This is a genomic window from Mizugakiibacter sp. (assembly GCF_039680435.1).
GTDB lineage: Bacteria > Pseudomonadota > Gammaproteobacteria > Xanthomonadales > Rhodanobacteraceae > Mizugakiibacter.
This window is the reverse complement of sequence record NZ_JBDKSX010000027.1, coordinates 1-21,688: the sequence shown is the minus strand read 5'-3', so window position 1 is coordinate 21,688 and position 21,688 is coordinate 1. Positions and strand designations below refer to the sequence as shown.

The following is a 21,688-nucleotide window of genomic DNA, read 5'->3' as shown; positions in this document are numbered from 1 at the left end:
CCCCTCCCGTGGCGATGCGCAGCGAGCATGGGCGCGGGCGTGGGGCGCGGCTATTCGCCGATGGTCGAGTTTCGACTAAAGTCCACTTGGTCGCGTCGCGCAGACGGCTAACGTGCGGTGGATAGGGCGACGCTGCGGCATGCGGCGCCGCCGCCAGCCAAGGAGAACCCCATGTCCAAGATCTACCCGGTGCCGGCTGCCTTCGCCGCCACCGCGAGCCTGCGCAAGGACGACTACGCGAAGCTGTACGCGGAGTCGATCCGCGATCCCGAGGGCTTCTGGGCCCGCATCGGCCGGCGCCTCGACTGGATCAAGGCGCCGACCCGCATCAAGGACGTGTCGTTCGACGCGCGCGACCTGCACATCCGCTGGTACGAGGACGGCGTGCTGAACGTCGCCGCCAACTGCCTCGACCGCCACCTCGCCACGCGCGGCGACAAGACCGCGATCATCTTCGAGGGCGACGACCCGAACGACTCGCGCCGCATCAGCTACCGCGAGCTGCACGCGGAAGTGTGCAAGTTCGCCAACGTGCTGAAGCATCTCGGCGTGCGCCGCGGCGACCGCGTCGCGATCTACATGCCGATGATCCCGGAGGCCGCGGTGGCGATGCTGGCCTGCGCGCGCATCGGCGCGATCCACTCGGTGGTGTTCGGCGGCTTCTCGCCGGACTCGCTGGCCGGGCGCATCGCCGACTCGCAGTGCAAGCTGGTGGTCACCGCCGACGAGGGCCTGCGCGGCGGCAAGACGATCCCGCTGAAGGCGAACGTCGACGAGGCACTGACGCGACCTGGCACCACCAGCGTCGAGACCGTGATCGTGGTGCGCCGCACCGGCGGCGGCATCGCCATGCAGGCGCCGCGCGACCGCTGGTGGCACGTGCTGGTGGACGGCCAGAGCGCGGACTGCCCGGCGGAGCCGATGGGCGCCGAGGATCCGCTGTTCGTGCTGTACACGTCGGGCTCCACCGGCAAGCCGAAGGGCGTGCTGCACACCACCGGCGGCTACCTGGTGTTCATCGCCTACACGCACGAGTGCGTGTTCGACCTGCGCGAGGACGACGTCTACTGGTGCACCGCCGACGTCGGCTGGGTCACCGGCCACAGCTACGTGCTGTACGGCCCGTTGGCCAACGGCGCGACCACGGTGATGTTCGAGGGCGTGCCGAACTACCCGGATCCCTCGCGCTTCTGGCAGGTGGTCGACAAGCACAAGGTGACGCTGTTCTACACCGCGCCGACGGCGATCCGCGCGCTGATGCGCGAGGGCGAGGCGCCGGTGAAGAAAACCTCGCGCGCGTCGATCCGCGTGCTCGGCACGGTCGGCGAGCCGATCAACCCGGAAGCCTGGGAGTGGTACCACCGCGTGGTCGGCGACGGCCGCTGCCCGGTGGTCGACACCTGGTGGCAGACCGAGACCGGCGGCATCCTGATCAGCGCGCTGCCCGGCGCGATCGACCAGAAGCCCGGTTCCGCCACGCTGCCGTTCTTCGGCGTCAAGCCGGCGATCGTCGACGCCGACGGCCACGTCAAGGACGGCCCCTGCGAAGGCAACCTGGTGCTGACCGACTCCTGGCCGGGACAGATGCGCACCGTCTACGGCGACCACCAGCGCTTCATCGACACCTACTTCAAGACCTACCCCGGCATGTACTTCACCGGCGACGGCGCGCGCCGCGACGAGGACGGCTACTACTGGATCACCGGCCGCGTCGACGACGTGATCAACGTCTCCGGCCACCGCCTCGGCACCGCCGAGGTGGAGAGCGCGCTGGTCGCGCATCCGAAGGTGGCCGAGGCCGCGGTGGTCGGCTGCCCGCACGACATCAAGGGCCAGGGCATCTACGCCTACGTCACCCTGAAGGTCGGCGAGCAGCCCAGCGACGCGCTGCGCAAGGAGCTGGTCGCCTGGGTGCGCAAGGAGATCGGCGCGATCGCCACGCCCGACTACCTGCAGTGGGCACCCAGCCTGCCGAAGACACGCTCGGGCAAGATCATGCGCCGCATCCTGCGCAAGATCGCCGAGAACCAGCCGGATCAGCTCGGCGACATCTCCACCCTGGCCGACCCGTCGGTGGTGCACAGCCTGGTCGGCGAGCGCCTGGTGAGGTGAGAGGCGGCCCGCGTCGGGCCCGTCCCGGCGCCCCCTTCCGGTCGCCGCGGCTTGCGGCGATGATGGGGCATGAGCCGCACACGCCGCATGCGCGATGTCCTGGTCGCCGACGACCACCCGCTGTTCCGCGATGCCCTGACGCGCGCGGTGCACGCCGCCCTGCCCGACGCCGCGGTGCACGGCGCCGACAGCGTGCCGGCGCTGCTCGCCCTGCTGGAGAGCAAGCCGGAAGCCGACCTGCTGCTGCTCGACCTGCACATGCCGGGCGCGCGCGGCTTCTCCGCGCTGGCGCACATCCGCGGCCAGTATCCCGGGCTGCCGGTGATCGTGGTCTCCGCGCACGAGGAGGTGGCGGTGGTGCGCCGCGCGCTCGGCCACGGCGCCGCCGGCTACATCCCGAAGTCGGCCGCGGTGGGCTCGATCGTCGACGCCATCAACGCCGTGCTGGACGGCGACATCTGGCTGCCGCCGCAGCTCGGCATCGGCGCGCACGGCGAGCTGAAGTCGGACGAGGCCGAGATCGCCGCGCGCATCGCCGAGCTGACGCCGCAGCAATTCCGCGTGCTGTCGATGATCGCCGAGGGCAAGCTCAACAAGCAGATCGCGTTCGAGCTGAACGTGTCGGAGGCGACCGTGAAGGCGCACATGACCGCGATCATGCGCAAGCTCGGCGTGTCCAACCGCACCCAGGTCGCCCTGGTCGCCAGCCACCTGGCGCTGGAACAGACGCCGGTGCCGGCGCTGCCGGACGAAAGCTAGCCAGCCGGCCTCAGACAGACGCCGCGCGCCCCGCGGCTGCGGGGCCGCGTTCGACGCCGCGCGCCAGCGCGGTCAGCAGCGCGCGCAACGCGGCGGGCTTGACCGGCTTGTGCAGCACCGGATAGCCGAGCGCGCGGGCGCGCTGCTTCAGCTCGGCGCTGCCGTCGGCGGTGATCAGCGCGGCCGGCGGCAGGTCCGGCCAGCGCGCACGCAATCGCGCCAGCGCGGCCAGGCCGTCGAGGTCGGCGCCGAGATGGTAGTCGGCGAGGATCAGGTCGACGCGCCGCGCGGCGAGGATCGCCTCGGCCGCATCGACGCTCGCCGCGAGGTGCGCGCTGACGCCCCAGCGCGACAGCAGCGCGGCCATGCCGTCGAGGATCGCGCGATCGTTGTCCAGGCACAGCACGTCCAGCGGCAAGTCCTGCCCGGCCGGCGTCGGTCGTACCACCGCGCGCACGCCCAGCGGCCGCGACGCGGCGGCGCGCGGCGCGCTGACCGCGAAGCAGCTGCCGCGACCGGGCCAGGAACGCAGGTCCAGGCGGTGGCCCAGCATGGTGGCCATGCGCTCGCAGATGGCGAGGCCGAGGCCCAGTCCCTTCTCGCCCCACGGCGAGGGATGCTCGAGGCGCTGGAACTCGCCGAAGATCCGCTGCTGCTGCTCGGGCGCGATGCCCGGGCCGGTGTCCCAGACCTCGATGCGCACCTCGGCGCCGTGCCGGCGTGCGCCCAGCAGCACGGTGCCGCGGCGCGTGTAGCGCAGCGCGTTGGACAGGAAGTTCTGCAGGATGCGCCGCAGCAGTTGCGCGTCGCTGCGCACCGCGAGGTGGGTATCGACCGCGTGCAGGCTCAGGCCGCGCTGCTCGGCCAGCACCGCGAACTGCGTGCGCAGCGACTCGAACAGCTCGCCCAGCGCCACCGGCCCGACCTCCGGCGCGAACTTGCCGGCTTCCAGCCGCGAGGCGTCCAGCAGCGCCTCGAGCAGATCCTCGGCGGCCTTGAACGAGGCGTCGATGCGCTCGGCGAGCTGCGCGGCCTCGGCGTCGAGATCGCTGTGGCGCAGCGCCGAGGTGAACAGGCGCGCGGCGTTCAGCGGCTGCAGCAGGTCGTGGCTGGCGGCGGCGAGGAAGCGCGTCTTCGACTGGTTGGCCTGCTCGGCCTCGCGCTTGGCGCGCTCCTGCGCGGTCAGCGCCTCGGTCAGCTCGGCGGTGCGCTGGGCGACGCGCTGCTCCAGCGTCTCGTTGGCGTCGATCAGCGCCTGCTCGGCACGCTTGTAGGCGGTGACGTCGGTGTAGGTGGTCACGTAGCCGCCGCCGGGCAGCGAACGCCCGCGCATCTCGATCACGCTGCCGTCGGCGCGCTCGCGGCGGAACACGTGCGGCGCGCCGGCGCGCAGGTGGTTGATGCGCTTGTCCACGTGCGCGGCGGCGTCGCCGGGGCCGCATTCGCCACGCTCGGCGTTCCAGCGGATCAGGTCGGCGACCGGCCGGCCGACGTAGACCATGCCGTCGGGATAGCCGAGCAGTTCGAGGTAGCGGCGGTTCCAGGCGACCAGGCGCAGGTCGCGGTCGACCACGCTGATGCCCTGTGCGATGTTCTCCATCGTGGTCGACAGCAGCTCGCGGTTGAAGCGCAGCTCCTGCGAGGCCTCGTCCAGCAGCGCGACCGTCTCGGCGATGTCGAGGCCGCTGCCGGACAGCGCGCTGGTCAGCATGCGCCGCGCGCTGGGCGCGCCGACCGCGCCGGCGAGCAGGCGCTCGGTGGCCTGGATCAGCGCGCGGTCGGCGTTTTCCGCAGGCGGCAGCGGGCGGCCGCGCGCCTGCGCGTACTCGTCGAACGCGCGCGCCGCAGCGCGCTCGCCGACGATGCGGCCGGCGATCGCGCGCAGCTCGTCGACGCGCACGCGGCCGCGGAACTCGCCGCCACCGGACCGGCGCGCGGCGTACGGGTCGAGGAACGCCAGCGCGCGCAGGCGCTCGTCCACGCTGGGCCGGTAGCGCAGCGACAGGAACACCATGCAGCCGACGTTGGCCAGCAGCGACCAGAACGTGCCGTGCGTCACCGCATCCCAGCCGGACAGGTGGAACAGCGCCTGCGGCTTCAGCCAGTCCAGCCCGAACGGACCGCGCTCGACCCAGCCGTCCGGCAGCCAGCCGGCGGTGGCCACGCTCGGCAACAGCAGGGTGTAGGTCCATACCGCGAAGCCGGCCGCCAGGCCGGCGATCACGCCGATGCGGCTGGCGCCGCGCCAATACAGCGCGGAGACGATCGCCGGAGCGAACTGCGCGACCGCGACGAACGCCAGCAGGCCCAGCGTGGCGAGGTACTCGGCGTGGGTGCTGGCGCGGTAGTAGCCGTAGGCGAGCAGCGCCAGCAGCACGATGGCGATGCGGCGTACCGCCAGCACCACCGCCGACAGGTCGCGGCGCTGCTCCAGCTTCAGCGCGCGGATGCGCAGCAGCGCCGGCATCACCAGGTCGTTGCTGATCATCGTCGCCAGCGCGACCGACTCGACGATCACCATGCCCGTGGCCGCCGAGAATCCGCCGATATAGGCCATCAGGGCCAGCGCCGTCTGGCCGTTGGCCAGCGGCAGCCACAGCAACCGGGCGTCGGGGCTGAGTCCGGCCGTGGAGGCGAACGCCGCGCCAGCGGAAACGATCGGCGGCACCAGCACGCAGATCAGCAGCAGGTACAGCGGGAACACCCAGCGCGCGCGGCGCACGTCGCGCGCGTCCTCGCACTCGACCACGCCGACCTGGAATTGGCGCGGCAGGCAGAACATCGCGCAGAACGCCAGCAGGGTCTTGGCGAAGAAGCCGGACGGCAGCTCGGCGTCCACCGACGCGCGCAGCGACTGGCCCAGCTCGGCGACGCTGTGCGGGTTCACGCGCAGCGCGTACACGCCGATCGCGACGAACGCGACCAGCTTGACCACCGACTCGACCGCGATCGCCAGCATCATGCCGTGGTGGTGCTCGGTGGCGTCGATCTGGCGGGTGCCGAACAGGATCGCGAACGCCGCCAGCAGCAGCGCGCACCAGAACGCGCTGTCGCCGATCGGCAGCGCGGCGGCGCTCGCGCTGCCGTGGCTGAGCACGCCGATCGACATCGCCACCGCCTTGAACTGCAGCGCGATGTAGGGGATCGCCGCGACCACCGCGATCAGCGTCACCAGCGCGCCCAGCCCCTGCGACTTGCCGAAGCGCGCGGCGATGTAGTCGGCGATCGAGGTGATGCCGCGTTCCTTGGCGATCAGGTTCAGCCGCTCGAGCAGGCCGATGCCGAACACGAACAGCAGGATCGGGCCGAGGTAGATCGGCAGGTAGGACAGGCCTGAGCGCGCCGCGCTGCCGACCGCGCCGTAGAACGTCCACGACGAGCAGTACACCGCCAGCGCCAGGCTGTAGACGATCGGGCGCAGGAACGGCCGGCTCGGGTACAGCGGCCGGCGGTCGCCGTAGTAGGCGACGCCGAACAGCAGGCCGACGTAGGCCAACGAAACCAGCAGCAGCAGCCAGCCGGCAATCACGGGTGCGCGCGCTCCGCTCGATGCGGTAGCCATTCTATGGCCGCGGCGCGGCGGAATTGGAAGTGCCGGCGCGCGCGCGGCTTGCCGGCGCGGCGGCGCGCCGCCACCATGCAGGCATGTCGCACTTCCTGCCTGCGGATCCGCTCGCGGTCGCGGCGTCCGGCCTGGACGCCGCGGACGTGCACGTGTGGCGCCTGCCCCACCGGCGCGGCGCCGGGCGCGGCGCGCTGGCCGCGCTGCTGGGCGCCTACCTCGGCGTGCCCGCCTCCGCGCTGGCGTTCGTCGCCGGCGCACACGGCAAGCCGTCGCTGGCGCCGCCGCACGCGCGCCTCGCGTTCAGTTGGTCGCACAGCGGCGATTACGCGTTGGCGGCGCTGGGCCGCGACGCGGCGCTGGGCGTCGACGTCGAGCACGTGCAGACGCGCCCGCGCCTGCTCGAGCTGGCCGAGCGCTACTTCGCCGCCGAGGAAGCGGCCGCGCTGCGCGGGCTCGCCGGCGCGGCGCGCACCGAGGCGTTCTTCACCCTGTGGACCGCGAAGGAGGCGGTGCTGAAGGCGCTCGGGCGCGGGCTCGCGTTCGGCCCGGCGCGCGTGGCGTTCGCGCTGCAGGCCGCGGGCGCGCGGCCGCTCGCCTTCGCCGACGATGCCGCGCCCGCATCGGACTGGCAGCTGCACGCGCTGGCGCCGGCGCCGGGCTATGCCGGCGCGGTGGCCTGGCGCGGCGGCGCGCGACGCGTGCGCACGTTCGCCGCCGCCGCGCCACCCGGCTGAGCCCTCGCCCGCTGCGACGCTCGCGCCGCCGGCCCCGTCCCTATTCCCGTGGAACCGACCGCCCCCCGCAGCGTCTTCGCACAGGAGGTGCCGCCCGATCTGCTGGCGCAGGCGCGGCGCGGCGACATGCAGGCGCATGCCGAGCTGTACCGCCGCTTCGCCGCGCCGGTGTTCAACCTCGCGCTGCGCGTGCTGGGCGAGCGCGCGGCGGCCGAGGACGTGGTGCAGGAAGTGTTCGTCCGCGTGCTGGGGCAGGTGCGGCGCTACCGCGGCGAGGCCCCGTTCGGGCTGTGGCTGCGCCGGCTGGCGGTCAACGCGACGATCGACCAGCTGCGCGCGCGCCGCTTCCTGGTCGCCACGGACGCCGACGCGTTGCTGGCCCGGCTGGGCGCGCCCGGCCCGCTGCCGGAGCAGCAGGCCGAGGCGCTGGCGCTGCTGCTGCGGCTGCCGCCGCGCGCGCGCGCGGTGGTGGTGCTGCACGAGCTGGAGGGCTACACCCACGCGGAGCTGGCACGCATGTTCGAGCAGACCGAGAGCTATTCGAAATCGATCCTGTCGCGCGCCCTGGTGCGGCTGCGCCGCCGCCTCGGCCGCGACGGGATCGGCCTGGAGTCGCTGCCATGAATGAAACCATGCCCCCGCTTTCCCACGCGCAACTGCGCGCGCTGCCGCAGTTCGCGCCCGACCCCGCGCTGTGGCCGCGCATCGTCGCGCGCGCGCGACGGCGACAGGCGCAGCGCGTGGCGGCCGGCGCCTGCTGCGTGCTGCTGCTGGCCGGCGCGACGGCGGCGCTGCTGCCGGCGACGCGCGCACCGGCGCCGACGCACGACTGGCAGGCGCGCGCCGGCGCGCTCGAGCGCGAGCTGGCGTCCGCGGCGCCGCGTGGGCCCGCGCCCGGACCGCTCGCCGACGCGCTCGGCGGCGTCGATCGCGCGCTGCACGCCGCTTACGCGCGCGGCGCGCCGCCGGCCGAGCGCGAAACGCTATGGCGCGCCCGCAGCGAGCTGCTGGAAAGCCTGGTCGCCGCGCAGCGCGACGGCCTGCGCACGACGCGTATCTGATCGCGGCGCCCGACGCCGCACGAGGAGTCGATCATGTCCATGCCCCGCCTTCCCTCTTGCCTGCTGGTTCTCGCCGCCACGTTCGCCACCGCGCCGGCGGCGCTCGCCGACGGCGACGTCGCCGCCCAGCTCCGCGATGAACTCGGCACGCTGCGCCTGCAGCTCGCCGAGCGCGGCCTGTTCGCGGACCTGGGCGCGACCGACGCGCCGCTGACAGTCGAGCTGCCGGCAGATCGCGGCGTCGATCTCGGCCTGGTCGTCGACAGCACCGATGCCGCGCATGCGCGCGACGGCCTGCACGTGCTCGCGGTCGCGCCGGGCAGCCTCGGCGCGCGCATGGGCGTGCAGGCGGGCGACGTGCTGGCCCGCGTCAACACCGCGCCGCTGGCCGGCCTCGGCACCGACGCGGACGGCCGCGCGGCCGCCGCCGCGCGGCTGCGCCAGGCGCTGGATGCGCTGCCCGACGGCGCGCCGCTCGCGCTGGACGTGCGCCGCGGCGCGCGCACGCTGGCGCTGTCCGCACCGCTGCAGCGCGTCGACCTGCCGGCAATGCGCGTGGAGCTGTCCGCTGGCGCGGGCCCGGCGGCCGGCGGCAGCTGCGCGCGCATCACCACCTTCGACGTGGCGCCGCGCAACCGGCACATCTATTCCGCCGCGCTGCTGCTGATCGACGGACGCAACGCCGGCGTGAGCGGCCAGGAAAGCTATCGCGTCGATCCGGGCCGGCACGTGCTGACCGTCGGCGAGCGTATCGACCGCAGGCAACTGCCGAGCACGCTGATCGCGCGCGCCGGCCGCGACAGCCGCGTCTCGACCAAGACCCTGGAGGTCGACATCCGCCCCGGCACGCTCTACTACCTGGGCGCCCAGTTGCATATCGAGCGCCTGTCCAATCCGGGCCCGGACGAGGCCTGGTGGCAACCGGTGATCTGGCTGACGGCGCCGGCGCGCTGTCCGTAACCGGTCCGCGCAGGGCGGATCGCCGCCGGGAACCCGGCGCGTGCGCCGCGGTCTCTGTTCCTGGAGTCCGATCTCCAGCCGTGGATACCCTTGCGCCCGCACGGATGCGACGGCGGCGCCCGACGCGCGCAGGACTGCGCGCGTCTTTCTTTGGCATCATGGTCTACCGCGGCGCGATGCGGCGCGGCGATTCCGTCCATGCATGCGGGGTAGCGGCATGACCGTGCTCAGCGTCAATCTCAACAAGGTGGCCGTGCTGCGCAACTCGCGCGGCGGGGACCAGCCGGACGTGTGCGCCGCCGCACGCGTGTGCATCGACGCCGGCTGCGGCGGCATCACCGTGCATCCGCGGCCCGACCAGCGCCACATCCGCCCGGACGACGTGCGCGCGCTGGCCGCGCTGACCCGCGGCCGGGTCGAGCTGAACGTCGAGGGCAATCCCTGGGCCGGCGCGCGCGGCGACTATCCCGGCTTTCTCGCCCTGGTGCGCGAAACGCGGCCGCAGCAGGTCACGCTGGTGCCGGACGCCGACGCGCAGATCACCTCCGACCACGGCTTCGACCTCGCGGGCGACGCCGCGCGGCTGGCGCCGGTGATCGCGGAGCTGCGTGCGCTCGGCTGTCGCGTCTCGCTGTTCGTCGACGCCGGCGCGGCGGCGCTGGATGCGGCGGCGCGACTCGGCGCGCAGCGCATCGAGATCTACACCGGCCCCTACGCGCACGCGTTCGCCCACGGCGACTGCACGCGCGAGCTTGCGCTTTGCGCCGACACCGCGCGACGCGCGCAGCAGGCGGGCCTCGCGGTCAACGCCGGACACGATCTCAACCAGCGCAATCTCGGCGCGTTGAAGCAGGCCATCCCGGGGCTGGCCGAAGTCTCGATCGGCCACGCCCTGATCGACGAAGCGCTGTACGACGGCCTCGCCCGCACCGTGCGCAACTATCTCGCGATCCTGGCCTGAACGTCCGCGCATCGGCGGGCAGCGCGGTTCCCGGCTGCGGTCCGCCGGCCCCGCAAACGAAGACGCCGCGCAATGCGCGGCGTCTTCCGAGGCAACGTCGAGCGGACGGCCTTATTTGCCTTCGCCCGACTTGCCGGTGGTGATGAAGCCGACGTGCACCATGCCGGCGCTCTTCGCGTCGGAGAGCACGCCCCAGATGGTCTTGTACTCGATGCTCTTGTCGGCGCGGATCTGCAGTTCCGGCTGCGGTGTCCTCACCGCCGCCACCGCGAACTGCGCCTTCAGCTCGGCCTCGTTGACCGGGTTGTCGTTGAGGAACATCGAACCATCTTCCTTGATGGCCAGGTCCATCGGCACGACCTTCTCGTCCACCTTGAGGCCGGGATCGGCCTTGGGCAGGTCGACGCGGATGCGGTGCGACATCAGCGGCGCCGTGATCATGAAGATGATCAGCAGCACCAGCATCACGTCCACGAGGGGCGTGACGTTGATGTCCGACATCGGGCCGCCACCGCTGTTGGTGCTGAACGCCATGGCGTCTTACCTCACTTCTCGAAGCCGATCTTCTTGACGTTTTTGCTCTTGGCCTCGGCCATGACCGTCGCCAGGATTTCGTACCGCGTGGTGTCGGTCGCCTTGATGCGCAGCTCCGGCTGCGCATCCTCGGGCTTGGCCCCCACCACCGCCAGCTGCGCCGCCAGCTCGAGATCCGAGATCGGGCTGTCGTTCCAGTACATCGAGCCGTCTTCCTTCAGCACCAGGCTGATCGGCTCCATGGGGTTTTCGTTCTGGACGTTCTGGTTCGGCTGCGGCAGGTCGATGCGGATGTTGTGCGACAGCATCGGCGCCGTGATCATGAAGATGATCAGCAGCACCAACATCACGTCCACGAGGGGCGTGACGTTGATGTCCGCCATCGGGCCACCGCCGCTGTTGGTGGTGAAGGCCATGACCGCCTACCTCACTTCTTGGCAGCAGGTGCCGCCGCCGCCGTCGAGCGCGGGCCGGCCACCGCAGCCGCCGGAACGGCTTCGACGCGCGCGCCGGTGGTGAAGAAGTCGTGCAGGTCGTGCGCGAATTCGTCGAAGCGGGCGTAGGTGGTGCGGTTGGTGCGCACGAAGAAGTTGTACGCCATCACCGCCGGGATCGCGACCGCCAGACCGATCGCCGTCATGATCAGCGCCTCGCCGACCGGGCCGGCGACCGCATCGATCGACGCCTGGCCGGACGCACCGATGCCGATCAGGGCGTGGTAGATGCCCCACACGGTGCCGAGCAGACCGACGAACGGGGCGGCCGAGCCGACGGTTGCCAGCAGGGTCAGGCCGGCCTCGAGGCGCATGCTCTCGCGGGCCACCGCCTGGCGCAGCGCGCGGTCGATGAACTCCGAACGGTTCAGCGCTTCGGCCAGGCGGCTGCCTTCGTGGCGCTGATGGTGGGTCGCGGCGAACGCGCAGTCGAGCACGATCTTCGAGAACGGCTCGGACTTCGGCTGCATCTCCATGGCGCGAATCGCTTCCTGCGCCGTGCTGGTGTCCCAGAACTTCGACATCACGCCTTCCATGCGCTGGCGGATCATCGTGTTGGTCAGGAAGTTGCGCACGATGTAGTACCAGGACATCACCGACATGACGACCAGCACCACGAACACGATGAAGCCCACCCAGTTCTCGCCGTGGATGAAGCTCCGGAACAGATGGTCGAAGCCCATCTGCTGCAGTGCCTGGGCGCTGCCGCCGCCCATGCCCGGAATCGGGGCTGCCGCCGCGTCGGTCGGCGGAATGGTGCCAGCGTCAGGCTGGGTCGAACTCGCTTCTTGAAGCATAAACGCTACCCTTCGTTAAGCGTGGACATGGACTCTAGCGCAGCCGTTATTGGCCGAGCGTAAAGTTGACCGGAATTCGTGCGTAGCCTTCGACCGGCTGGCCGTTGTGCTTGCCCGGATTGAATCGCCAGTTGCGTGCCGCTTCCATGGCGGCACGGTCCAGCTCGCGATAACCGCTGGAACGTTCCACTTTGACTTCCTTGGGCGAGCCGTCCACGCCCACCAGAACGAGCAAGACCACCGTTCCCTGGTGCTGCTGGCGCATCGCCTCCGGCGGATACCGGGGCGGATTGCGCTGACGATAGCTCACGTCCTCGCTGGGCGCGATATCCGACGGCGGCGCGGGCGGCGCCGGGGGTGCCGGCGGCGGCGCAGGCGTCGACATGGCCGTCTGCTCCTCCACCGGTGGCGGCTGCGGCGGCGGCGGGGTCGGCGGCGGCTTGATCAATTCCTTGATCTGCGGCGGCGGCTTCCTCGGCGGTTCCGGCGGCGGCGGCGGCGGGGGCGGCGGCGGCGGCGGCGGCTCGATGAACTCCACCTGGACGATATTGTCCTTCTTCACTTCCTTGGCTTGCGGCGGAGCGGCCGGTGCGGCGATGAGCAGGAACGCAAAGGAATGCACCGCGAAGGCCACGGCCAACGCCCATGTGCGCTTCCAGTTGAACGGCTCGGAGCCGGGGGAGTGCTTGCTTGTGGCCATCAGTACGAATCAACCACTCTCAATGGGTACACCCGATTTCCCTCCACGCGTAGACGGCGCAGCGTGAAGCAGCGTCGCGCCCGGAACGCGTGGGGGAAAGACGTTGACACTACACCAGCGACCGACGTTTGTATATAGGCTGAACGACGACCGCGGCGGCGGGATGGTGCGGGACGAAAGCTACTTGGCAGCGCCGAGTTTCTTCAGCATGTCGCGCGCCATCGACGCGGTTTCTGAGTCCTCCGCCGCGCGCTTGTAGGCGGCGATCGCCGCCGCGTTGTTCTTCATCTTGAGCTCGGCGTTGCCCAGCAGAAGGTAGGCAGCGCCCTGGCGCTTGACGCCCTTTTTCAACGCCTGCTGCAGGGCGGCCTTGCCCTCGGCGTACTTCAGTTGGTCCTGGATCAGCACCTGCGCGCGCAGCAGGTCGAGCTCGCCGTCCGGCGCGTCCGGCGCCGCCTTGGCGTAGGCCTCCATCGCCTTGGCCGTGTTGCCGGCGATGCGGTAGGTGTCGCCGATCAGCTTGTACGGCTTGTAGCCGGGCTTGACCACGCCCTTGGCGATGCCGTCCAGCACGGCCTGGGTCCCCTTGGCGGCGTAGCTCTCGGCCTGGGCCTGGCTGTCGGCGTTCTGCGCCATCACCTGGAAGACCTGCCCCATCAGGATGTAGTTGTCCTCGGTTGTGAGGGCGCCCTTGGCCGCAGCCTTTTCCATCAGCGCGCCCATGCGCGCGTACTCGGCATTGTTCTGGTAGACCACCAACGCATTGTTGAGTTTGGTCGTCTTGGTCGGATCCTTGGCCAGCGCCTCGTCGACCATCTTGTCCATCTGGTCGTACTGCTTGGTTTCGCCGTAGCAAACAAGAAGCAGGTTGTCCCAGGAATCCTTGCTCGCACCGCCGTTGAGGGCAATCGCCTTATTCACCGCCGCGATCGCCTCGGGAAATTTCTGCAGGTGGTAGTCGATGGTGCCCTCGACATAGTAGGAATCTGGGCTTTCGCTCCTACCCTGTTCGCGCCAGACCTTCATCTGCTCGTCGGCTTGTTGATACTGCTCGTCTGCTGCGTAAGCCGTGACCATGTTCAGCATCGAACCGAAATAGCTGTCGTTCGGCAGCGAGTTCAGGTCCAGCAACTGCTTGTACAGCGCGACCGCGCCCTTGTAGTCGCCGGCGTTGTACTTGAGGTTGGCGAGCAACTGCAGGGCGATGCCCTTCGCGTACTTGCTCTTGCTGGAATCGAGGATCTTCTGCGCGTTCTCCTGCACCTTGGCGTCGTCGCCGGCGTTGTTCGCGTCGATAGCGGCCTGCAGCGTCTTATGGTCGCGCTCGCTGGTAAGGTCGTTCTTCGGCTCGCTGCGCGTCGCATTCGGGTAATCCGACGGTTGCTTGCTTTCCTTGGCGACGGCGATGCCGCCGGTCAGCAAGAGCGCCAGCGCCGCGACGGCGAGCAGGCGGGAGAAACGTCCGAACTTCATGGCGCACCTCGGTTGACGGCGCGCCTTCGGCGCGCGGGGAGTCGGCGAGAGTAACGCCAGGCGCGCGCGCGGCTCAAGCCGCGCTGCATCATCCGCGCCGCTCTGCGTGCCCGGGAATGTGAACTTTTGCGTGGGGGCCTTTCGCGAGGCTGCGGACATCACGCGTGCCGCCCTGGCCGCGCCGCCGCCGAGACGCGGCCTGCGGCGACCGTCCGCGGCGCAACGAGCCGTATGCAACGAGTACGCGGTGCGCGCGGGCCCCCGCCGGATCGGCGCAGGGGGCGCGCGCATGCGGAACGCGCGCGCCCGACCGCGCTCAGACGTCCAGATTGCTGACCCTGAGCGCGTTCGACTCGATGAACTCGCGACGCGGCTCGACCACGTCGCCCATCAGCGTCGCGAAGACCTGGTCGGCAGCGACGGCGTCCTCGATGCGCACCTGCAGCAGGCGTCGCGTCTCCGGATTGACCGTGGTTTCCCACAGCTGCTCGGGGTTCATTTCGCCGAGGCCCTTGAAGCGCTGGATGGTGCGGCCCTTCTTCGCCTCGTCGAGCAGCCAGCCTCGCGCCTGCGCGAAGCTGGTCGCCGCCTGCACGGCATTGCCGCGGCGGATCTGCGCATCCGGTTGCAGCAGGCCGTGCAGGGCGCGCGCGGTCTCGAGGATCGGACGGAACTCCGGGCCGGCGAAGAACGGCTGCGGCAGCACGTGCGTCTGCGCCAGGCCGTGCTGCACGCGCTCGATCAGCAGCGCCGGCGGCTGCTCGCCCTGCCCCGGGCGCGCGCTCAGCGTATAGCGCGCGCGACCGAGGCCGGTGGCGTTGAGCCGTCCGGCCAGCCCGTCCAGCCAGCCTTGCAGCGCCGGCGGATCCTGCCACAGCGCGGCGTCCAGCGGCGCGTATTCCAGCATCGCCTGCAGCGCGCCGGGGTCGCAGCGATGGCCGAGGCGCTCGATCTGGTCGAGCGCGGCCTGGTAGTCGCGCAGCAGCTTCTCCAGGCCCTCCCCTCGCACCGCCGGAGCATCCGCAACGTAGGCGAGTTCCGCTCCTTCGACCGCGTTGGCGATCAGGTAGGCGTTCAGCGCCGCGTCGTCCTTGAGGTACATCTCCTGCTTGCCCTGCTTGAGCTTGTACAGCGGCGGCAGGCCGATGTAGACGTGGCCGCGCTCGATCAGCTCCGGCATCTGCCGGTAGAAGAAGGTCAGCAGCAGCGTGCGGATGTGCGAGCCGTCCACGTCCGCGTCGGTCATGATGATGATGCGGTGGTAGCGCAGCTTGTCCGGGTTGTACTCGTCCTTGCCGATGCCGGTGCCCAGCGCGGTGATGAGCGTGCCCACCTCGGCTGAAGCTAACATCTTGTCAAATCTTGCTTTTTCGACATTCAGGATCTTGCCCTTCAGGGGCAGGATGGCCTGATACTTGCGGTTGCGGCCCTGCTTGGCCGAGCCGCCGGCGGAGTCGCCCTCGACGATGAACAGCTCGGACAGGGCGGGATCCTTCTCCTGGCAGTCGGCCAGCTTGCCCGGCAGGCCGGCGATATCGAGCGCGCCCTTGCGGCGGGTCAGCTCGCGCGCCTTGCGCGCAGCCTCGCGGGCGCGGGCGGCGTCGACCACCTTTTCGGCGATCGCGCGCGCCTCGGCCGGATTTTCCAGCAGGAACTCCTCGAGCTTGGCGTTGACCACCTGCTCGACGATGCCCTTGACCTCGCTGGACACCAGCTTGTCCTTGGTCTGCGAGGAAAATTTGGGGTCGGGCACCTTGACCGACAGCACCGCGATCAGGCCTTCGCGCATGTCGTCGCCGGACAGCGCGACCTTGGCATTCTTGGCCAGCCCCGATTGCTCGATGTAGTTCGCCAGGGTACGGGTCAGCGCGGCGCGGAAGCCGGTCAGGTGCGAGCCGCCGTCGCGCTGCGGGATGTTGTTGGTGAAGCAGAACATCGTTTCCTGGTAGCCGTCGGTCCACTGCAGGGCGACATCGACGGTCACCGCCTCCGCCATGGCGCTGAAGTAGACCACGGTGGGATGCAGCGCCGTCTTCACCTGCGCCAGGTGCTGCACGAACGAACGGATGCCGCCGGCGTACTGGAACACGTCGCGCTTGTCGACGCGGGCATCGATCAGTTCGATCTTCACCCCGGAGTTGAGGAAGGCCAGCTCGCGCAGGCGCTTGGCAAGGATGTCGTGATGGAACTCGACGTTGGAGAAGATCGTCGGGCTGGGCAGGAAGCGCACCGTGGTGCCGCGCAGCGTCGACGGGCCGACCTTCTTCAGCGGGTACAGCGGCTCGCCGAGCCGGTATTCCTGCAGATACTCGCTGCCGTCGCGGTAGATGCTCAGCCAGAGGTGGTCCGACAGCGCGTTGACCACCGACACGCCGACGCCGTGCAGGCCGCCCGACACCTTGTAGGAGTTGTCGTCGAACTTGCCGCCGGCGTGCAGCACGGTCATCACCACCTCGGCGGTGGAACGCCCCTCCTCCGGATGGATGCCGACCGGGATGCCGCGCCCGTTGTCCTCGACGCTGACCGAGCCGTCGTCGTGGATGGTCACCGTGACGTGATCGCAGTAGCCGGCCAGCGCCTCGTCGATCGAGTTGTCGACGACCTCGAACACCATGTGGTGCAGGCCGGTGCCGTCATCGGTATCGCCGATGTACATGCCCGGACGCTTGCGGACGGCTTCGAGACCCTTGAGGACCTTGATGCTGCTCGAATCGTAGTGTGCGTTCATGCGGATCCGGCTGGGACAGGCGGGGGCGGCGCGGGCACCCCGTGAGGGGCCGCCAGGTGCAGACCGCGCGAGAAATCGCTGAATTATACCAGCACTTGTGGCGAAGCCGGTTCCACGTGGAACACCGGCATCAGCGCCGCCTGTCGATGCGCCCCTGTTCCACGTGGAACAACGCGGCCTCGACCTCGCGCAGCACCGGCGGCAGCTCGGTTCCCGTAATCAGCACCTGCGCGGCACCGGCCAGCAGCCGCTCGACGACGCGCCGCTGGTGCGCCTGGTCCAGCTCGGAGGCGAGATCGTCCAGGCCGATCACGGGCCATTCGCCGCGCCGCTCGGCGTGCAGCTCGGCCTGCGCCAACACGCAGGCCAGCGCGCACAGCTTTTCCTGTCCGCGCGACAGGTGCTCGCGCGCCGGCGCCTCGGCAAACCGCAGCGACCAGTCCGCGCGATGCGGCCCGGCGGTCGTATGTCCCCGCGCAAGGTCTTTGCCCCGCCGCTCGGCCAACAGCGCGGCCAGCGCGGTCTCGTCCGGCCAGCCGCGGCGGTAGCTCAGCTCCACCGGCCCAAGCTCGGGCAGGAACGCGCCCGCGACGCGGCCGATCCAGCTCCCCAGCGCCCCGGCATAAGCCCGGCGGGCATCGTCGATGGGATCCGCGGCCGCGGCCATCTCGGCCTCCCAGGGCGCGAGCCAGTCGGGGCGCGCCTGCTCGCGCAAAAGTGCGTTGCGCTGCTTCAGCGCGCGCTGATAGCGGCGCCACTGCGGCAGGAATTCCGGTTCCACGTGGAACACGCCCCAGTCCAGAAACCGTCGGCGTTCTTCGGAGCCCCCCGCAATCAGCGCATGCGAACCCGGCTCGAAGCACACCACGGCACAGCGTTCGAGCAGGTCGCCGACGTTGCCGAGCGTTGCGCCGTCGAGGCGCGCCGCCCAGCGGCCGGCCTCGCGCGACAGCCCCAGCCGGTGCCGCGATCCCGCCGCCACGGTCAGTTCGGCATACACGGTGAACGCCGTTTCCCCCCGGCGCAGCAGGGCTTCGCGCCCGCCCGCGCGGAACGAGCGCCCGTGCGACAGCAGGTAGGCCGCTTCCAGCAGGCTGGTCTTGCCGGCCCCGTTGGGGCCGAGCAGCAGGTTGATGCCCGGCGCAGGGGTCAACTCGGCGCGGTCGAAGCAGCGCAGGTTCTGCAGCCGCAGTGTTTCGAGCCTCACGGGCAGGCACCCCGGAAACAATGACGCCGGGCCGGTCCCAGACCGCACCCGGCGTCGTGGCGGCGCTGCCGCATCGCGGTCAGAGCCGCAGCGGCATCACCACGTGGCGCGCATTCTCGCCCTGCTCGCCTTCCAGCAGGCAGCTCGACTGCGCATCGCGCAGGCACAGGCGCACGCGTTCGCCGCGCAAGGCGCCCAGCGCGTCCAGCAGGTAGCCCACGTTGAAACCGACGGCCAACTCACTGACGCCGCTCTCGGCCTCCACTTCCTCGACCGCTTCTTCCTGCTCGGGGTTGTGCGCGACCAGGCGCAGCTTGCCGGGGCTGACCTCGATCTTGACGCCGCGGTACTTCTCGTTCGACAGGATCGCCGCGCGCTGCAGGGCCGCGCGCAGCAGGTCGCGATTGACCATCACGACCTTGTCGGCACCGATCGGCAGCACCGCCTCGTAATCCGGGAAACGCCCGTCGATCAGCTTCGACGTGAAGGTGACGTCGCCGCGACGCACGCGCAGATGGTTGCGGCCGAATTCCAGCTCCACCTCGCCCTCGCCTGATTCGAAGAGCCCGGCCAGTTCCATCACGCCCTTGCGCGGGATGATGATCTGGCGGCGCGCGGTGCCGCCGGCGTCGAGGTTCGTCTCGGCCAGCGCCAGGCGGTGCCCGTCGGTGGCCACGCAGCGCAACGCCTGCTCGCGCAGGTCCAGCAGCATGCCGTTGAGGTAGTAGCGGACGTCCTGGTTCGCCATGGCGAACGCGGTGCGCTCGATCAAATCCTTCAGGACCGCCTCCGGCAGGCGCACGCGCTCGACCAGCTCGATCTCGTCGACCGTCGGAAACTCGCCGTGCGGCAAGGTCGCCAGCGTGAACCGGCTGCGACCCGCGTTCAGCGCAATCCGGTCGCCGCTCAGTTTCAGCTCGATCGCCGCACCGTCCGGCAGCGCGCGCACGATGTCGAACAGCTTTCGCGCCGGGATCGTGGTCTCGCCGTCCTCGGCGTGTTCGACCGGGGCGGTCGCGATCATCTCGACTTCGAGATCGGTACCGGTGAGCGCAACGCGCCCGCCGCTGACCTGCACCAGAAGGTTTGCCAGTACCGGCAACGTCTGCCGGCGCTCCACCACGCCGATGACCTGCTGCAGTGGTTTGAGCAGAACTTCGCGTTGGATGCTGAATCGCATGACCCCGTTCCTGATCCGATCCTGCTTGTTTATAACTTTATGTCCGTAGCGGTTGTAGGCGCTGTGGACACGCGGAATAAGTCTAAAAACATTTCTAAAACATGGAGTTGTACACGTCTTAATAGACGCTAACCCGGCCCGCCGGCTGTGGGTGCCCTGTGGATAACTTTTGGCCCCCGCGGCTCCCCCGGATTATCCACAGCTTACTGACCGGTAAGTATACGGATCAGCTTTTCCCAGTCCTGGCGCATCCGCGCGTCGCTGTCGCCCAACCCGCGGATGGTGCGGCAGGCGTGCAGCACGGTGGTGTGGTCGCGTCCGCCGAACGCCTCGCCGATCTCGGGCAGGCTGTGCTCGGTCAGCTCCTTGGCCAGCGCCATTGCCAGCTGCCGCGGCCGCGCCACCGAACGCACGCGGCGCTTGGACAGCAGGTCCGACAGGCGCACCTGGTAGTAGTCTGCCACCGCCTTCTGGATGTTCGGGATGGTCACCGCCTGGGCGTGCACGCTGAGCAGGTCGCGCAACGTCTCCTGGGCGAACTCCAGGCTGATCGCGCGGCCGAAGAAGTTGGCGCGCGCGGCCAGCGTATTCAGCGCGCCCTCGAGATCGCGCACGTTGGAACGGATGCGGCGCGCCATCAGCATCGCCACGTCCTCGGGCACGGCGACGCCCTTGTGCTGAGCCTTGGCCAGCAGGATCGCCGCGCGCGTCTCGAAGTCCGGCGGCTCGATCGCCACCGACAGGCCCCAGCCGAGGCGCGATTTCAGCCGCGGCTCCAGGTTCTCCACCTCCTTCGGGTAGCGGTCGCAGGTCAGGATGATCTGCTGCTTGCCCTCGAACAGCGCGTTGAAGGTGTGGAAGAACTCCTCCTGCGTGGTGTTCTTGCCGGCGAAGAACTGGATGTCGTCGATCAGCAGCGCGTCGACCGAGCGGAAGCGCCGCTTGAACTCGTCCATGTTCTTGGTGCGCAGCGCCTCGATCATCGTGCCGACGAACTGCTCGGAGCGCAGGTACAGCACCTTGGTGCCGGCACTGCGCTCGCGGATCAGATTGCCGGCGGCGTGCATCAGGTGGGTCTTGCCCAGGCCGGTGCCGCCGTACAGCAGCAGCGGGTTGTAGGCGCGGCCGGGATTCATCGCCACCTGCATCGCCGCGGCTTTGCCGAGCTGGTTCGACTTGCCCTCGACGAAGCTGTCGAAGGTGTAGTTCGGATCGAGGTTGTGCTCGAACCCGGGCTCGGCGACGGCCGCGGCCGTCGGCCGCGCGGCCGCACGCGGCTTGCGCGCGCTGTCGGCCGCGCCGACCTCGACCTGCACGCCGACCGCGCGGCCGGCAAGGTGTGCCAGCACCGTCTCGATGCGGGCGAGGTATTCGCTGCGAACCACGTCCAGCGTGTAGGCATTGGGCGCGAACAGGCGGACGCCGTCGCCGTCGGCGCGCGCCTGCAGCGGCAGCAGCCAGGTGTGCATGTCCTCGGCGCTGAGTTCGCCTTCCAGGCGTTCAAGGCAGCGCCGCCACAGATCGTTCATGGTTCCTCGGGGGGTGCGGGTGCGCGCCGAGGCGCGTCGAGCGGCTCCGAAGCATAGCAGGGTGGGTGCGGCGGGCGCCGCGCAACGCGTGTCGCGCCTCATGCGCCTTGACCTGCGTGGAGGCGCCACGTATCCTCCCGAATCTTTTTACCAGGCCAGAATTCCTGGAGGCCCACCATGAAGCGCACCTACCAGCCCAGCAAGCTCAAGCGCGCCCGCACCCACGGATTCCGTGCCCGCATGAAGACCGCGGACGGCCGCAAGGTGTTGAGCGCCCGTCGTGCCAAGGGCCGCAAGCGTCTGATCCCGTAACACGCGCATGTCGCAGGCCGGCCTGCCGCGCGGCGCGCGGCTTCGCCGCGCCGCCGATTTCGCCGCGCTGCGCTCCGCAGCCGGCCGCCTCAGCAGCCGCTATTTCCAGATCCGCTACGGTGTCGGCGGCGCCGCATGCGCGCGCCTCGGCCTTGCCGTGTCCAGGCGCGTGTCCAAGCGCGCCGTCGAGCGCAACCGCATCAAGCGGCTGGTGCGCGAGGCATTCCGCCAGGCGCGCGCCGAACTGCCGCCGCTTGATCTGCTGGTGATCGCGCGTGCCGAGGCAGTGACCCAGCCCGGGCCGGTGCTGCTGGACGACCTGGCCCGGCTGTGGACGCGGCTCAAGCCGTTGAAGCCGTCCGAGCCGACCGGCACAATCGCGGACTGATCGTCCGCGCCGCCCCTGTCGCGGGTCTCCCGCGCCGCTACCCGAGCCCATCCCGCGATGAACCAAACGCGTTCGCTCCTCGCCTTTGCGCTGCTCTTCGTCGCCTACCTGATCTGGAACCAGTGGCAGGCCGACTACCGCACGCCGCCGCCCGCGGCGCCCGCGCCGGCGGCCACGACGGCGACGGAGACGGC

At 70.3% G+C, this 21,688-nt stretch carries 19 protein-coding genes; 9 read left to right on the top strand and 10 right to left on the bottom strand.

The features are described 5' to 3' along the window. Positions 1–171 precede the first annotated feature (171 nt). Entirely contained in the window at positions 172–2,112 is a 1,941-nt protein-coding gene (gene acs / locus ABFC67_RS02790; RefSeq protein WP_346736516.1) for an acetate--CoA ligase, read from the top strand. Between the two features lie 87 nt (positions 2,113–2,199). Beyond that, on the top strand, positions 2,200–2,871 hold the full coding sequence (locus ABFC67_RS02785) for a response regulator transcription factor (protein ID WP_346736539.1): 672 nt from the start codon (positions 2,200–2,202) through the stop codon (positions 2,869–2,871). A gap of 10 nt (positions 2,872–2,881) precedes the next feature. On the opposite strand, the gene ABFC67_RS02780 is transcribed toward ABFC67_RS02785, so the two are convergent. Next, complete coding sequence (locus ABFC67_RS02780; RefSeq protein ID WP_346736515.1) at positions 2,882–6,400, bottom strand: PAS domain-containing hybrid sensor histidine kinase/response regulator; 3,519 nt, start codon at positions 6,398–6,400, stop codon at positions 2,882–2,884. A 116-nt stretch (positions 6,401–6,516) separates the two neighbouring features. Here ABFC67_RS02780 and ABFC67_RS02775 point away from each other — a divergent pair, with 116 nt between their 5' ends. The 5 genes from ABFC67_RS02775 to ABFC67_RS02755 all read left to right on the top strand — a co-directional run bounded on the left by ABFC67_RS02775 (position 6,517) and on the right by ABFC67_RS02755 (position 10,152). After that, complete coding sequence (locus ABFC67_RS02775; protein ID WP_346736514.1) at positions 6,517–7,170, top strand: 4'-phosphopantetheinyl transferase superfamily protein; 654 nt, start codon at positions 6,517–6,519, stop codon at positions 7,168–7,170. A gap of 87 nt (positions 7,171–7,257) precedes the next feature. Next, positions 7,258–7,794, top strand: coding sequence for an RNA polymerase sigma factor (locus tag ABFC67_RS02770; protein WP_346736513.1), 537 nt, complete (start codon positions 7,258–7,260; stop codon positions 7,792–7,794). Between the two features lie 8 nt (positions 7,795–7,802). Beyond that, on the top strand, positions 7,803–8,231 hold the full coding sequence (locus ABFC67_RS02765; protein WP_346736512.1) for a hypothetical protein: 429 nt from the start codon (positions 7,803–7,805) through the stop codon (positions 8,229–8,231). Positions 8,232–8,264: 33 nt separating this feature from the next. Then, positions 8,265–9,191 (top strand): hypothetical protein, encoded by a 927-nt coding sequence (locus tag ABFC67_RS02760; RefSeq protein WP_346736511.1) that lies wholly within the window; start codon positions 8,265–8,267, stop codon positions 9,189–9,191. Positions 9,192–9,408: 217 nt separating this feature from the next. Then, positions 9,409–10,152 (top strand): pyridoxine 5'-phosphate synthase, encoded by a 744-nt coding sequence (locus ABFC67_RS02755; protein WP_346736510.1) that lies wholly within the window; start codon positions 9,409–9,411, stop codon positions 10,150–10,152. Positions 10,153–10,263: 111 nt separating this feature from the next. Here the strand turns inward: ABFC67_RS02755 and ABFC67_RS02750 are convergent, their stop codons facing one another. The 9 genes from ABFC67_RS02750 to dnaA all read right to left on the bottom strand — a co-directional run bounded on the left by ABFC67_RS02750 (position 10,264) and on the right by dnaA (position 20,794). Continuing rightward, a complete protein-coding gene (locus ABFC67_RS02750) occupies positions 10,264–10,686 on the bottom strand; it encodes a biopolymer transporter ExbD (RefSeq protein ID WP_346736509.1) in 423 nt (140 codons plus the stop codon). Positions 10,687–10,697: 11 nt separating this feature from the next. Further along, the gene (locus ABFC67_RS02745) at positions 10,698–11,102 is read right to left on the bottom strand and encodes a biopolymer transporter ExbD (protein ID WP_346736508.1); all 405 of its coding nucleotides are present in this window, start codon (positions 11,100–11,102) and stop codon (positions 10,698–10,700) included. 11 nt (positions 11,103–11,113) lie between these two features. Further along, on the bottom strand, positions 11,114–11,896 hold the full coding sequence (locus tag ABFC67_RS02740) for a MotA/TolQ/ExbB proton channel family protein (RefSeq protein ID WP_346736507.1): 783 nt from the start codon (positions 11,894–11,896) through the stop codon (positions 11,114–11,116). 127 nt (positions 11,897–12,023) lie between these two features. Then, complete coding sequence (locus ABFC67_RS02735; RefSeq protein WP_346736506.1) at positions 12,024–12,677, bottom strand: energy transducer TonB; 654 nt, start codon at positions 12,675–12,677, stop codon at positions 12,024–12,026. Between the two features lie 180 nt (positions 12,678–12,857). Further along, positions 12,858–14,150, bottom strand: coding sequence for a tetratricopeptide repeat protein (locus ABFC67_RS02730; protein WP_346736505.1), 1,293 nt, complete (start codon positions 14,148–14,150; stop codon positions 12,858–12,860). A 316-nt stretch (positions 14,151–14,466) separates the two neighbouring features. Next, complete coding sequence (gene gyrB, locus ABFC67_RS02725) at positions 14,467–16,878, bottom strand: DNA topoisomerase (ATP-hydrolyzing) subunit B (RefSeq protein ID WP_346736504.1); 2,412 nt, start codon at positions 16,876–16,878, stop codon at positions 14,467–14,469. Positions 16,879–17,008: 130 nt separating this feature from the next. Further along, positions 17,009–18,085 (bottom strand): DNA replication/repair protein RecF, encoded by a 1,077-nt coding sequence (gene recF, locus ABFC67_RS02720; RefSeq protein ID WP_346736503.1) that lies wholly within the window; start codon positions 18,083–18,085, stop codon positions 17,009–17,011. A 79-nt stretch (positions 18,086–18,164) separates the two neighbouring features. Then, positions 18,165–19,265: a DNA polymerase III subunit beta gene (dnaN, locus tag ABFC67_RS02715; protein WP_346736502.1), complete on the bottom strand. Its 1,101-nt coding sequence runs from the start codon at positions 19,263–19,265 to the stop codon at positions 18,165–18,167. Positions 19,266–19,468: 203 nt separating this feature from the next. Beyond that, on the bottom strand, positions 19,469–20,794 hold the full coding sequence (gene dnaA / locus ABFC67_RS02710) for a chromosomal replication initiator protein DnaA (protein WP_346736501.1): 1,326 nt from the start codon (positions 20,792–20,794) through the stop codon (positions 19,469–19,471). Between the two features lie 177 nt (positions 20,795–20,971). Between dnaA and rpmH the strand changes: the two genes are divergently transcribed. Beyond that, on the top strand, positions 20,972–21,106 hold the full coding sequence (gene rpmH / locus ABFC67_RS02705; protein WP_346736500.1) for a 50S ribosomal protein L34: 135 nt from the start codon (positions 20,972–20,974) through the stop codon (positions 21,104–21,106). A 7-nt stretch (positions 21,107–21,113) separates the two neighbouring features. Continuing rightward, positions 21,114–21,494 (top strand): ribonuclease P protein component, encoded by a 381-nt coding sequence (rnpA, locus tag ABFC67_RS02700; RefSeq protein ID WP_346736499.1) that lies wholly within the window; start codon positions 21,114–21,116, stop codon positions 21,492–21,494. The last annotated feature ends 194 nt before the right edge of the window (positions 21,495–21,688 follow it).